General features: G+C 51.2%; 12 protein-coding genes. 1 reads left to right on the top strand and 11 read right to left on the bottom strand.

Annotated elements, in window-relative coordinates; all coding sequences use genetic code 11:
- Positions 1 to 93: 93 nt before the first annotated feature.
- The 10 genes from EQM14_RS13700 to EQM14_RS13655 form a co-directional block, all read right to left on the bottom strand.
- A complete protein-coding gene (locus tag EQM14_RS13700) occupies positions 94 to 828 on the bottom strand; it encodes an SDR family NAD(P)-dependent oxidoreductase (RefSeq protein WP_128743742.1) in 735 nt (244 codons plus the stop codon).
- A 25-nt stretch (positions 829 to 853) separates the two neighbouring features.
- The gene (locus tag EQM14_RS13695) at positions 854 to 1,816 is read right to left on the bottom strand and encodes a phosphoglycerate dehydrogenase (RefSeq protein WP_128743741.1); all 963 of its coding nucleotides are present in this window, start codon (positions 1,814 to 1,816) and stop codon (positions 854 to 856) included.
- Positions 1,817 to 2,106: 290 nt separating this feature from the next.
- Positions 2,107 to 3,291: a TRAP transporter substrate-binding protein gene (locus EQM14_RS13690; RefSeq protein WP_128743740.1), complete on the bottom strand. Its 1,185-nt coding sequence runs from the start codon at positions 3,289 to 3,291 to the stop codon at positions 2,107 to 2,109.
- A 63-nt stretch (positions 3,292 to 3,354) separates the two neighbouring features.
- Positions 3,355 to 4,647 carry a TRAP transporter large permease gene (locus tag EQM14_RS13685; RefSeq protein WP_128743739.1) on the bottom strand — a complete coding sequence of 431 codons (1,293 nt, stop codon included), beginning with the start codon at positions 4,645 to 4,647 and terminating at the stop codon, positions 3,355 to 3,357.
- Between the two features lie 18 nt (positions 4,648 to 4,665).
- Positions 4,666 to 5,157: a TRAP transporter small permease gene (locus EQM14_RS13680; RefSeq protein WP_128743738.1), complete on the bottom strand. Its 492-nt coding sequence runs from the start codon at positions 5,155 to 5,157 to the stop codon at positions 4,666 to 4,668.
- A 54-nt stretch (positions 5,158 to 5,211) separates the two neighbouring features.
- Positions 5,212 to 5,679 (bottom strand): ribose 5-phosphate isomerase B, encoded by a 468-nt coding sequence (rpiB, locus tag EQM14_RS13675; protein ID WP_128743737.1) that lies wholly within the window; start codon positions 5,677 to 5,679, stop codon positions 5,212 to 5,214.
- Positions 5,676 to 6,335, bottom strand: a complete 660-nt coding sequence (gene dhaL / locus EQM14_RS13670; RefSeq protein WP_128743736.1) for a dihydroxyacetone kinase subunit DhaL — start codon at positions 6,333 to 6,335, stop codon at positions 5,676 to 5,678. Before dhaL ends, rpiB begins: the two co-directional genes overlap by 4 nt.
- Before the next feature lie 19 nt (positions 6,336 to 6,354).
- Positions 6,355 to 7,350 carry a dihydroxyacetone kinase subunit DhaK gene (locus EQM14_RS13665; RefSeq protein WP_128743735.1) on the bottom strand — a complete coding sequence of 332 codons (996 nt, stop codon included), beginning with the start codon at positions 7,348 to 7,350 and terminating at the stop codon, positions 6,355 to 6,357.
- Positions 7,351 to 7,368: 18 nt separating this feature from the next.
- Complete coding sequence (locus EQM14_RS13660) at positions 7,369 to 8,319, bottom strand: phosphoglycerate dehydrogenase (protein ID WP_128743734.1); 951 nt, start codon at positions 8,317 to 8,319, stop codon at positions 7,369 to 7,371.
- Between the two features lie 18 nt (positions 8,320 to 8,337).
- Entirely contained in the window at positions 8,338 to 9,750 is a 1,413-nt protein-coding gene (locus EQM14_RS13655) for an L-fucose/L-arabinose isomerase family protein (protein ID WP_128743733.1), read from the bottom strand.
- A 515-nt stretch (positions 9,751 to 10,265) separates the two neighbouring features.
- Here EQM14_RS13655 and EQM14_RS13650 point away from each other — a divergent pair.
- Positions 10,266 to 11,045 carry an IclR family transcriptional regulator gene (locus EQM14_RS13650; protein ID WP_128743732.1) on the top strand — a complete coding sequence of 260 codons (780 nt, stop codon included), beginning with the start codon at positions 10,266 to 10,268 and terminating at the stop codon, positions 11,043 to 11,045.
- A 13-nt stretch (positions 11,046 to 11,058) separates the two neighbouring features.
- Here the strand turns inward: EQM14_RS13650 and EQM14_RS13645 are convergent, their stop codons facing one another.
- Entirely contained in the window at positions 11,059 to 12,102 is a 1,044-nt protein-coding gene (locus EQM14_RS13645) for a LacI family DNA-binding transcriptional regulator (protein WP_128743731.1), read from the bottom strand.
- Between the last annotated feature and the right edge of the window lie 154 nt (positions 12,103 to 12,256).

The raw sequence follows: 12,256 nt of genomic DNA, 5'->3' as shown, positions 1-12,256 counted from the left end.
TTGTCTGATGGACTGTTTGTTTCATCAATGAATAAAATTGTTGTTTTTTTGAAAGCTCTTTGCTTTCCTGCAAATTAGAAGTGGGCTTGGAAATTACCAGCGATTAAAGCCGCGCAGCGTCAAAATCTGACTGTTCATGCCCTTGCTGAGATCGCTTGCCAGGAAAAGCGCTCCGTTTGCCACTGTTTCAGTACGGAACACGTCGCCGCCGGCCTTCAGAATGTATTCGCGTTTGGCCGATTTCTGGAATAGCTCGGTATCGACGGGACCGGGACAGATCACGTTGACCCGAATTCCCAGCGGACGTACTTCATCTCCCAGAGCCTGCGTCAGGCAGACAACGCCTGCCTTGCTGACGGAGTAGGCTGTGCTGCCCGGCAACCCGCGCAAAGCTGCTCCGCTTCCGATATTGATAATATTTCCATATTTCTGGCGGACCATAGCGGGAAGAAACGCTTTTGTCACCAGCATTACGCTGCGCAGGTTTGCCGTCATAATTTCATCAAATATTTCTACAGGCATTTCGAGCAAAGGCATTTCTTTGCTGATTCCTGCATTGTTTATCAAAATATCGATGCGCCCGTATTCCTTTATGACGGCGCCGGCCAAATCTGTTACTTGGCTGTCAATTGTTACATCGGCGGCTATGCACGACGCTTTGCCTCCCGCTGCTTGAATCTCGGACTGAACTTCCCGCAGTGCGAAAAGCCGGCGTCCCACGAGGACCGTCACAGCTCCTTCCTGTGCGAACTTCATGGCGATCCCTTTGCCGATTCCGCGGGAAGCTCCGGTAATGACGGCGATTTTACCTTGTAAAAGCTGTTCCATCCTCAACACTCCATTAGATAAGCTGTCAGCGATTAACCCAATATTTTGGTTCGCGTCCTGCCAGCGTATCGACTACATTTTGAGCGGCGACCATACTGACTTTGTCATAAGCCTGACGGGTTTCGGCTCCCGTATGAGGCGTAAGCACGATGTTTTCACACTGCAGGATGGAAGCACTGGAGGGAAGCGGCTCTTCCTCAAAGGCATCCAGTGCCGCGCCGGCGATTTTACCGGACTTCAGTGCCTCGGCCAGAGCGTCAAGATCCACCAATGCGCCGCGGGCCGCATTGATTAGATAAGCGCCGTTCTTCATCCGGGCAAACGTTTTTGCACCGAACAGGTGATAATTTTCTTTTGTAGCGGGAGCGTGGAGACTGATGATGTCACAGGTTTCGATGATTTCATCCTGGCTTACCATTTCTATGCCAAGCTCCTTTGCGGCGCTTTCATTGGGATACAGATCGTAAGCCTTGATTTTCATGTCAAAAGCGGAAAGTTTCTTTGCCACCAGGCGGGCAATTGCTCCGAAACCGAAAAGCCCGACTGTTTTGCCGGCTAATTCTTCGCCAAGGTAGCGCGGCCAGGAACTTTTCTCCATAGCCTTGTGAAGAGGCGTGATGCCGCGCAGCACGTCAATGATGAAACCTATGGTCAGTTCCGCCACAGCGTTTGAATTTTGGCCCGGGCAATTACAGACCTTAACATCGTATTTCGTAGCATCCGCCAGATTGACGTTGTCTACGCCGACGCCGAATTTACAGACGCATTTTAGCTTGGGAGCAATTTTGAACACTTTTTCATCATAGAGATCCATTCCAATAATTGCCGCGTCGATATCCGGCAGAATCTGTAAAAGTTCCTCATAGCTGTATGCGGGAAAAGGGCGCAAAGAGTCAAATATGACTTTATGCCCGTTTTTTTCCAGCAGGGTCCAGGCTCCTTTGCAAAGGATATCAAAATGAGAAGCCGACACTAACACTTTTCCCATATGGAAATTCCTTCTTTCACGCAGTTGTAAAAGTTTTCTAAAACGGTTTTATGTTTTAGGTGCGATCAGAACCGTCCGATTCCGCGGCTTTCATGCGCCATGTCATCGCACAGTCTTGAGCGGCAAACTTGCCTCCGCTGATTTCCAAGTCAACTCCGGTCATATATGCTGCAGCGTCAGAGGCCATAAAAACGATCGGCTTTGCCAGATCTAACAAAGAACATGGCGCCCGGCCCTCGACTGAGCGCCATGTTGCTGCATCCCGATTTTAAAATATGCCTGCGGAAAAATCAGTATTTGAATGTAGTCTTGATATCGTTGATAATGTCGGCATATTTCTTGTTGCTCATGTATTTTTCGTCGATCATCTTGGAAGCGTTGTCATAGAATGCCTGCATATCCAGTTGATCCTGCTCGACAATTTTGACATTTGCCTTTTCCATGGTCTGATAGCACTGGTCCGTGAAAGCGGAGATCCGGGTATGGTAATCGTTGGCCAGGTATTTATTCATCAGGCCTTCGAGCAGGGCTTTGTAATCATCCGGCAGGGCTTTCCAGCTTTCCGTATTGGTGTAGTAGCCGGAGCACAGGTAGCAGTGGTTGGTTTTATAGAAGGTGTCGAGGACTTCGTAGAACTTGCCGTCGACCGTGTTGGATGCGGGGTTGTCCTGGCCTTGAACAACGCCGGTCTGCAACGCGGTGTACAGCTCGGTGTAAGCGGTCGGAACAGGGGTTGCGCCCAGTGCGGAAATAACGTCTTTCCAGACCTGAGCTTCCATGCAGCGAACCTTGCAGCCTTTCAGATCCGCCGGGGCCTTGATTTGTTTGTACCCTTTGGTGGAAAGGCAGCGGGAACCGGAACAGTTGAAGCCTAAAGTGACCAAATTAGAGCTGTCTTCGAGCTGTTTCCACAGAGCGAAGCAATCCTTGCTGGTGGACAGATAAGTCAGTTCGTCCTGCTCGCTGTGAAACAAATAGGGCAAAGCAAAGACCCCGATCGTATCCACGTACTGAGGAACGGTAGTGACGTTGGAGGTTACGAACTGTGCGGTGTTGTTGCGCACCAGTTCCAGCGCCTCGGACTCGCTGCCCAGATTACTGTTGTAATAAATGTCCCAGGTAAAGTTCCCGTTTGTAGCTTTTGAAAGGTCATCCGCAATTTCTTTCAGGCAGACGGATTGGGGATTATCCTCTACCAGACAGGCTGCAATCGTCCATTTGATTTTGTCCGTGGAAGTGATTTTGACGTTCGTGTCCAGTTTGGGATCGTCGTCGTGCCAGAAGCACATTCCGGGATAGATGTCACTGGAACCGCCGGCGGCGGAAGACGTGGAGGCTGTTTCGGAAGAGCCTGCTTCGGAAGAGGCTGCCGCGCTTGACGTTGCGCCGGAGGAAGCGGATCCGGAGGAACCACATGCCGACATGGAAACCGTCACTCCCAGTGCAAGCAAAAGTGAAAGAACTTTTTTCATCATGATAACTCCTCTCAAAATTATATTTAACATAAGATGTTAAATCAAAATTACTCCCAAAAGGTTTTATACGGCGAGGCCCAGTAACTGCGGGATAAACAGCGTGACCTCCGGAATCATCGTGACAATCAGCAGGGCGACGAGCATTGGAATCAGCCACGGAACAACGTAGCGGACCACTTTGTTGAACGGGACTCCGGTCGCGCCCGAAAGCATGAACAGGGACTGGCCGTAAGGCGGAGTCATCAGACCGATCATCAGGTTCAGGACGACGACGACGCCGAGGTGGATTTGGCTGATCCCAACGGCCTTCACCAGCGGCTGAAACACGGGGACGAACAGAAGAATGCAAGGGGTGGAGTCGAGGATCATGCCGAAGAAAAGCAGGATGACGTCGATCATCAGCAAAATAACCCATTTGTTGTTTGTGACGCTCAGCATGCCGGTGAGCAGATTCTGTCCCAGATGTTCAAACTGGAGCACCCAGCCGAAGAGAGAGGCGGAAGAAACGATGGACAGCGCCGGCACAATGCCTGAAACGGTCTCATCCACGCAGCCCATAAGGCTTTTCACAGGCATGTCGTGGTAGATCAGGCAGACCACAAAAATACAGTAGGCAATCGCGATGCAGGACGCCTCGGTCGGAGTGAAGTAACCGGACCAGATGCCGCCCATGATAATAACGGGCATCAGCAGCGCGAAGAAGCTTTTTTTCAGCGTGTGTCCGACATCACGCAGGGTGGATTTGCCGTGTACGCTGTAATTGCGCTTTTTTGCGATGAAAAAGACCGCAACGCAGAGAACAAGTCCGATGACTACTCCGGGTCCGATCCCGGCCATGAACAGGGTGCCGACGGAAACCGAAGCGGCCGAACCGTAAATGACCATCGGGATGGAAGGCGGAACGATGGGACCCATGGTGGCGGACGCGGCGGTAACGCCGAAAATCGTATTATCGTCGTAGCCTTCGTCGCGCATGGCCTTGATTTCCACGTTGCCCAGTCCTCCGACGTCTGCCAGAGCGGAACCCGACATGCCGGAGAAAATGAAGGAGGCCAGAACGTTCACATAGGCGAGACCACCGGGCAGATGGCCGACCAGCGCGCGGCAGAAATTGAAGATGCGGTCCGTAATCCCGCCGTTGTTCATGACGATGCCGGCCATCATGAACATAGGGATTGCCAGCAGAACAAAGTTGTCCAGGCTGCCGTACATCTTGGCCATGACCGCCATGTTGTTAATTCCGCCGTGCAGGAAGCAGTAGGCGATGCCGCTGGAGAGCAGAGACATATAGATCGGCGCTCCGCAGAACAAAAAGCCGAAAAAAACAATCAGGTAGATAATGAAAGCAAAGCTCATATCTGATTACGCTCCTCCTTAATGTGATGTTTGTTTCGCAGCTTTCAGGGTGGGAATATGCTCCAGAATTAGCTTTTGGAAGGTGCGGAATACGTTGAGGCAAGCGCTGAACGGGATGATGAATGCGATTGTGCCTTTGTTCAGGTCCATTGCGAAAGTCCTGGCATTTGCGCTGTAGCCGACGTACTTGCAGCCGTATACCGCGATCCAGATGAAAACCAGCGCGGTGACGATATCCCAGAAGATCGTAACTCCTGCGGAAAAGGTGGGGCCGAATTTGTCGACCAGCACTGTCACGCGGATATGCTTGTCGTACATGGTTCCATAGGATAGGCCAAAAAAGATCATCCACACGAAGGTTAGGCGGGAAGCTTCCTCCGTCCAGCCAAACGGGCTGCCGGCCAGCCGGGAAGAGATCCCTGCCAGTACGACGCAGAACATCGCGATAAAGAGAACGATCATGCAAACGCGCTCGAAATTTGCGTTAAGGGATTTAAAAATTTTTTTCATTTCCTGCCTCCTGTTCCTGCAATTGACACTTTAAACCTGTATTTGAATCAGCAATTATCTGCTTGATTCTGCGATATGGGCCCGCTCCAGTTCGTTGATCCTGGCAACCTTCGGCGCGCTTCCGCCTCCTGAAAAATCACAGCTTAACCAGATATCAACGAGAGTTTTGGCCAGTTCCGTGCCGATCACCCGCTCGCCCATGCAAAGAATCTGAGCGTTGTTGCTTTTGCGGCTGCGCTCCGCCGAGAAAGGATCGTGGCAGACAGCCGCACGGACGCCGGGAACCTTGTTTGCGCAGATGCACATGCCGATCCCCGTGCCGCACAAAAGAATGGCGCGCTCATATTTGCCCCGGGCGACCGCGTCGGCGACCGGAAAAGCGACGTCGGGATAAAGAACGGCCGCGCCGGCATCGGCTCCGAAGTCCTTTACGTCCCAGCCCGGGTGATTTTTCGCCAGATGCTCTTTCAAGATGACCTTTAAACGATAAGCTGCTTCATCGCAGCCAATGGCAAGTTTCACTGCAGATTCCCTCCGTTCTGAAGCAAAGCTAAAATACCGTCCGCCATGGAGGTCAGGATAATGCAGCAGGAGGCGGCCCCCGCATCCAGAACCCCTTTGGAGCGTTCTCCAAGACGGCTTGCGCGGCCGTACTTGGCAATCAGATCTTTTGTGGAGTTACGGCCCGCCAGTGCGGCTTTTTTCATTTCTTTCAAGGCCTCCGCAAACGGCGTGCCCGCCGCCGCGGTTTTTTTCAGGATTTCCACCGAAGGGGAGAGGGTATCGACCAGAGTCTTGTCACCAACCCGCGCGTCCACAATCTCATACAGCCCGTTCAGACCCGCTTCCAGCATTTTCGCCAGCAGGGGAAGATCAATTTCATCGGCTCCCTCGGCCGCTTCGGCCATATCCATGAAAATCGTGCCGTAAATCGGTCCCATGGAGCCGCCGATTTCGTTGAACAGAATGTTTCCCAATTCGTCCAGGCCCTCGGAGAATCCGGTTTCTTCCGCGGCAAAACGATTTTCGAAAACGGTAAATCCCTTCGCCATATTTGCGCCGTGATCTCCGTCGCCGATCAGCCCGTCCACATCGCCGAGGAACGTCCTGTTTTCCTGAATGGCCTTGACCATCGCCAACAGCACGGATTTTCCCGCGCTGTTTTCAAAATCGTCCATTTTTTGCCTTCTTCCCGATTCAGAACTGCTTCAGGCCCACTGTGCAGGCCGATGCGTCCACTAATTCTTTCAGTTCGCTGTCCACTTTCATGACGGTCAGGGTCGCCCCCATCATATCAAGAGAAGTAAAATAGTTGCCCACGTAGGAGCGGTGAATCCGGATTCCCTTTTTTGTCAGAATGGTTTCAATCTCGTTATAAAGAACGTACTGCTCCATCAGCGGAGTTGCGCCCAGGCCGGACACCAGCACCACAACTTCATCGCCGGCCAAGAACGGATAATCCGGGAGGACGATGTCCGTCATGCGGCGGGCGATCTGCGAAGCGGATTCCAGTGGACAAACCTCGACGCCGGGTTCCCCGTGATGGCCGATGCCGACTTCCATGGTGCCTGGCTTGATCTCAAAATTAGGATGCCCCACCGAGGGAAGCGTGCATGGCTGCAGCCCGATGCCCACGCTGCGGCAGTTGTCGATCGCCTTTTGCGCAACGGCGATCACTTCGTCAAGACCGGCGCCCTGAGCCGCCTTCGCGCCGGCGGCTTTCCACATCAGGATTTCACCCGCCACGCCTCTGCGCTTTTCCCTCTGGTCCTTCGGGGCGCTGGCCACGTCGTCGTTTGCCACTACGGTTTTTACGGTAATTCCCTGTTTCCCGGCCATCTTCACGGCCATTTTTACATTCATGTTGTCCCCGGAGTAATTGCCGTACAGGCAGGCCACGCCCTTTCCGGTATCAGTGGCCCTGAAAGCTTCCAGAAACGCGGCCGCGGTAGGGGAGGAGAAAATTTCGCCGACGGCGGCCGCATCGCACATTCCCCTGCCGACATAGCCGATAAATGCCGGCTTGTGGCCGCTTCCCCCGCCGGTCACAACGGCTACTTTTTCCGATGGAATGTTTTTCGCTTTTACCACACGGGAATGTCCGGGGCTTTCCACCAGATCGGAATGCGCTTTCAGAAAGCCTTTCAGCATTTCATCCACGATGTTATCCGGATGATTCAGAATTCTCTGCATGATTTTTCACCCCTGCCTTTATACCAGTTTGTGCTGCGGAACCCTGCCGGAGAAGACGTCCAGCAAGGCCTGCGCGGTGATGACGCCCGTCTGCGTCCAGTTCTCATAGGATTCTGCGGCAACGTGCGGCGTACACAGGTATTGCTGCATGCTGAAAAGCGGATTATCCACGGCGGGCGGTTCGCCGTCGAATACATCGGTGCCGTAACCGGCTACTTTTCCTTCCTTCATGGCGGCATAAACCGCGGCTTCGTCTACCACGGAACCGCGCGCGGTGTTGATAAGCATCACGCCGCTTTTCATCAGGCCGATTGTGTCCCGGTTGATCATGTGAGCGGTCTCGGGTGTGGCCGGTGTGTGCAGGCTTAAAATATCGGCCTGGGCCAAGACCTCGTTTTGGCTTGTCAGCTTCACGCCGAGCTGAGCGGCGGCTTTTTCATCCGGGTATTTATCGTAAGCGAGAACCCGCACGTGAAAAGGCTCCAATTTTTCGCAGAGGCTGCGCCCGACCGAACCGAATCCCAGAAGGCCGACGGTTTGTCCGCGCAGTTCATGGTGCATAACCCGGGACCAGCGGCCCTCCCGGATGGACCGGTCGCATTCTCCCAGATGGCGCAGCAGGCCCAAAATCAGCATCAAAGCATGTTCCGCGACGGAGTTTGTATTGACTCCGGGGCAATTTGTTACTGTAATCCCGCGCCGCTCACAGGCCTTTAAGTCCAAATTGTCCACCCCTACGCCAAAGCGGGCAATCGCTTTCAGCTTTGGGGCTAAAGACAGCAGCTTTTCGTCCCAGACGTCGACGCCGGCCACCACGCCGTCAACATCGGCGACAATATCTTTGAGGTCGCCAAAGCCCATGGGCCGGCCGAGTTCGTTTATGACAAGTTCGCAGCCGTTTTCTTTCAGCAGCCTGATGCCATCCGGGCACAGATTCCGATAGTTCGGCAGAGCTGACAGCACTTTCATTTCAGACAACTCCCTCGTTTATGCTTCTAACATGTCAATCTCAATGTGCAGCATTTTGCAGATCATTTTGAGTTCATCCACGTGATTGCCGTATACCGCATGGCAGTGGTTGGCGTCAAAGTTGTTCAGAAAAATCTGATGATCAAAAGGCAGCTTGGCAAAAACATGGGGCCATTCTTTTGTTGTCTCCGCTTCCTTTTCCACCGGCATTGAGACAAATTCGCACGGAATGATCACCATGCGGTATTTTCCCTCGCTGCGGCAGAGGCGCGCGATCGTCGCCTTGCCGGGTTTTGTCTGCATATTTACATGGCAGCCGCCGCCCGCATAGATGTCCAGCGCGGGATAGAGCGTAACTTTGGCCAGATTTTCCTTATAGTCGTCACTGGCCGCCGCGTAGTATGTGGACTGGGAACCGCAGTTGCAGAATACCATCACATCGTTTTCCGCGTCGTAATGCCGCACATCCATAAAGATGACCGGGTCGTCGGTGAGAAGCTTCAGAATCTCCATGGTCAGAGCCGCGTCGCTGTCCGCTTCGCAGGCGCAGACACAGGGAGGTTTCGGGCCGTCCCAGTCATAGGGATCATTCAGAAATGCCGCGGAAAGACATTCGGTGCAGTAATGGCGGCTCATTTCATAGTGACATTTAACCCCTATAAAATCGAGCTGATTTTCATCAATCAATTTTTTAGTGGCCTGGTAATGACGGATCTGGGTCTTCAGCTTTTCCGGCGTGAAGGTTGTGCCGTTATAGGCGATTTTTCCCACGTTCTGGGTCAGCCAGCGGAACGCTTTCTCCACTTCTTCCTCAGGGATGTTCTCCGCTTCCCTGACGATTTCGGACTGGTCGATATGCTCCACATCGATTCCGAAAAGTTTTTGCCAGTCCTGCATGGAAACCGTGGAACTGTACATTCCCAGGCTGCGGCCACCGAACAAACCGTATTTCATACCGTTCAACGAATTAACAACCATGGCACAACGGGCAAAAGTGACGATTTGCTCCAGAACATCAGGTTGCTGAACATCGCCTGCAACTCGGAAATGATCGATGCCAAGATGGTGAAGAGCTCCTCCGGCAGCCAGCATGGCCACCATGCCCGGCCAGTCCGGATTGAGATTTGCCGCTAACAGGAAAGGTCCCTTTCCGTTTTGGGCGGCAATCGCGCTGAAATTGGGGAATGCGAACACACCATAAGAAAACAAAGTGGCGTCCACGTTCTTTTTCTTCATTTCTTCCGCGAGATGTTTTGCACTTTGTACACTGTTTACCTGCGTATCAGTGACGAGTACGTCTATCCTTCCGTCCGCTCTCAGAGCGTCCACGATGGCGTCCACCTGAGCTTGCACGATTCCCTTCAGTTGAAGATGTACCTCAGGATCACCATCGGAAAAACCTAAAACTCCTAAAACCGGCTTCCTTGACATAAGTGCCTCCTTTAAGTGCGTTTACGCATCTTAACAAATGCAATTATAATTTTTACATATGAAATAGAAAGACAACATATGAAATTACAATTTCATTTTATGTCCATGCAATTTAAAAGTCAAGGAAGAAAGTAGTTAATTTCCACAATTTGGCTTATTCAACAAAATAGCCATAAAAATTTTATAATAACTCACAATATAAGACATTTTTTAATAATAAAAAGCAAACGAATCTAACTTGACAGGTGAAAAGTTAAAAAATATCGAATATCTACTGACGGTATTGTTTACCGCTGTATCATTCTGCTTATATTACAATATAGAACGTCAAAATATACAATTTCTGTTTTGTGCAAGATTTTAGAATCTCTTGTGAAAGAATTCGCAATTTTCTGTCTGGAAATAATATGGGTGTTGAAGTAATATAATATTAGAACAAATGCGAAAAAAATGAATCCAAGGTTCCAACCCCTTGGAAAGCCAAAGCGGCTGCAAAAGAAGGATGTAGAAGAAATATGAAGCCACAAAACATAACTGTTCCCGCCTTGGAGCGGGCGTTGAATATTCTGGAGTATTTGGCAAAGGCCAACCGTCCGGTTACCTTAAAAACATTGGCGGGCGATTTGGACATTCCCATCGCGTCGGCGTTCCGCTTGGTGAAGAACTTGGTCAGCCGCGGTTATGTGAAGGAGCATGCCGGCGGGCAGACCACATATGTGCTGGGAGGGCAGATCTCGTTTTTGGCTGTCTCTTATGAACAGGGGATTTCTCTTCAGGCAAAGGCTGAGCCATTTATGCGCGACTTGGCGGAGAAGCTGAAACAGACAGTACAGTTGGCTGTGATGAAAAATGGAACTTTGCAGTATATCAGTCAGACATTGTCGGCTTCGACTACAAATGTCAACGTGGTGGCACCCTTGTACACTCCTTTGAATATACACACCAGCGCCGCCGGAAAGATCCTGTTCAGTTATCTTTCCGGGGAACAGCAAACCGAATGTCTTCATAAGATGCAGTTTACCCGCGCCACAGAAAAGACGATTACCGATGCGGAAGCATTTGTTACGGAAACGATTATGAGCCGTCAGCACGGCTATGCGGTGGATATGGAGGAATATGCGAAAGGAATCGGCTGTCTTGCGATTCCGGTTTTCAGCAGAGACACATGCGTCGCGGCACTGGGAATCACGGGCAGTATCTCAAACTACAAGAATACGGAACACTTCTCTTTTTTGCTGCAGCAACTGCAAAAAAGTGCCGAAGAGCTCTCTCAGACTTTGCTTTTCTATGCTTAAAGGCAGTCATATCTTACACCGGGGCTTCCCCGGCGCGATCCGGATTCCCCAAATGCGATCGGCGCAGGATTATTTCACAGGGAAGAACAATTTTGATTCCGGTAGTGTCTTCTCCGTTCAAAGTGCGCATCAGCAGCTCTGCACCTTCTTCACCAATACGGTAAGGATTTTGAAAGGTTGCTGTAATGGTCGGGTTGGTAACCTGCATCCAGTCGCTGTCATCGTAGCTCACGACGGATACGTCTTCTGGTGATTGAATCCCATGGGCGTTGAAATAGCTGAGTACCCCGAGGAGAAGGACATTGTTCGCCACAAAAATGGCGTCCGCTTTTTCCCGCATCAAAAGCTCCGTGGCTTTTTCTCCATCCTTAACGCTGTATTTCAAATTTTTGAAAATCAGCTCTTCTTGGGTGGGAAGAGAAAGCTCCTGCATCCCGCGGCAATATCCCAGATAACGGTCGTAAGTTGTGGAAAATTCCATATTTCCACCCAAAAATGCGATGCGTTCACGCCCCCCCTCCGCCAGAGTATGAACGGCCCGGCAGGCCCCTTCCACATTATCGGAATAGACCATCGGCAGCCTGCTTCCTTCGACACGGCGGTCAAGGAGGACCAGCGGCAGGTTAAACGCGCAGATCTTTTCCAGAACTTTTAAGTGCCTTGTTGGCGGAACCAAAAGGATTCCGTCCACCAGGCGCTTTTTTAACAATTGGAAATTGTCCAGCTGCTTTTCCAATTCCAGCTCGGGGAAAGTAGCAATCATCAGGTCATAATCATTTGCGGCTAGATGTTCCCTGGCTCCGTTCAGAACGTCAAAGAAGAAACTGTTAGTGGAGTTGTTTGGCTCTGTCGCCGGGATCAAAAGGGCTACGATTTTCGAACGGTTAGTCTTCAGCATCTGGGCCGCGAGATTGGGGGTATACCCAGTTTGCCGGATGGCTTCCTCTACCAGCCGCTTGCTTCGTTTTGAAACCGCCCGGGTCCCGTTGATTGCGTGGGACACCGTCGTTACCGAAAGGCCGGTCATCTGAGCAATTGTTTTTAAAGATACATTCAAAAGAATCTCCTCCAATGGATTCGTTTAGATGATTGCGATATTTTAGGTTTGGCAGGTTGAATGAATGAAAGTGTATTTGCTGTTAGATAAGAAAACATGTTAAATGTAAAACGATTGTATATATGAAGATCAGACGAGACATAAATTTTCCCGA

This window comes from Caproiciproducens sp. NJN-50, assembly GCF_004103755.1.
Lineage (GTDB): Bacteria > Bacillota > Clostridia > Oscillospirales > Acutalibacteraceae > Caproicibacter.
This window is presented reverse-complemented; position numbering and strand designations above follow the sequence as displayed.

Bases quoted from the DNA above. Each gene is read 5' to 3' on its own strand.
- EQM14_RS13700 (WP_128743742.1), bottom strand. From the start codon at position 828: ATGGAACAGCTTTTACAAGGTAAAATCGCCGTCATTACCGGAGCTTCC.
- EQM14_RS13695 (WP_128743741.1), bottom strand. From the start codon at position 1,816: ATGGGAAAAGTGTTAGTGTCGGCTTCTCATTTTGATATCCTTTGCAAA.
- EQM14_RS13690 (WP_128743740.1), bottom strand. From the start codon at position 3,291: ATGATGAAAAAAGTTCTTTCACTTTTGCTTGCACTGGGAGTGACGGTT.
- EQM14_RS13685 (WP_128743739.1), bottom strand. From the start codon at position 4,647: ATGAGCTTTGCTTTCATTATCTACCTGATTGTTTTTTTCGGCTTTTTG.
- EQM14_RS13680 (WP_128743738.1), bottom strand. From the start codon at position 5,157: ATGAAAAAAATTTTTAAATCCCTTAACGCAAATTTCGAGCGCGTTTGC.
- dhaL (WP_128743736.1), bottom strand. From the start codon at position 6,335: ATGGACGATTTTGAAAACAGCGCGGGAAAATCCGTGCTGTTGGCGATG.
- EQM14_RS13665 (WP_128743735.1), bottom strand. From the start codon at position 7,350: ATGCAGAGAATTCTGAATCATCCGGATAACATCGTGGATGAAATGCTG.
- EQM14_RS13660 (WP_128743734.1), bottom strand. From the start codon at position 8,319: ATGAAAGTGCTGTCAGCTCTGCCGAACTATCGGAATCTGTGCCCGGAT.
- EQM14_RS13655 (WP_128743733.1), bottom strand. From the start codon at position 9,750: ATGTCAAGGAAGCCGGTTTTAGGAGTTTTAGGTTTTTCCGATGGTGAT.
- EQM14_RS13650 (WP_128743732.1), top strand. From the start codon at position 10,266: ATGAAGCCACAAAACATAACTGTTCCCGCCTTGGAGCGGGCGTTGAAT.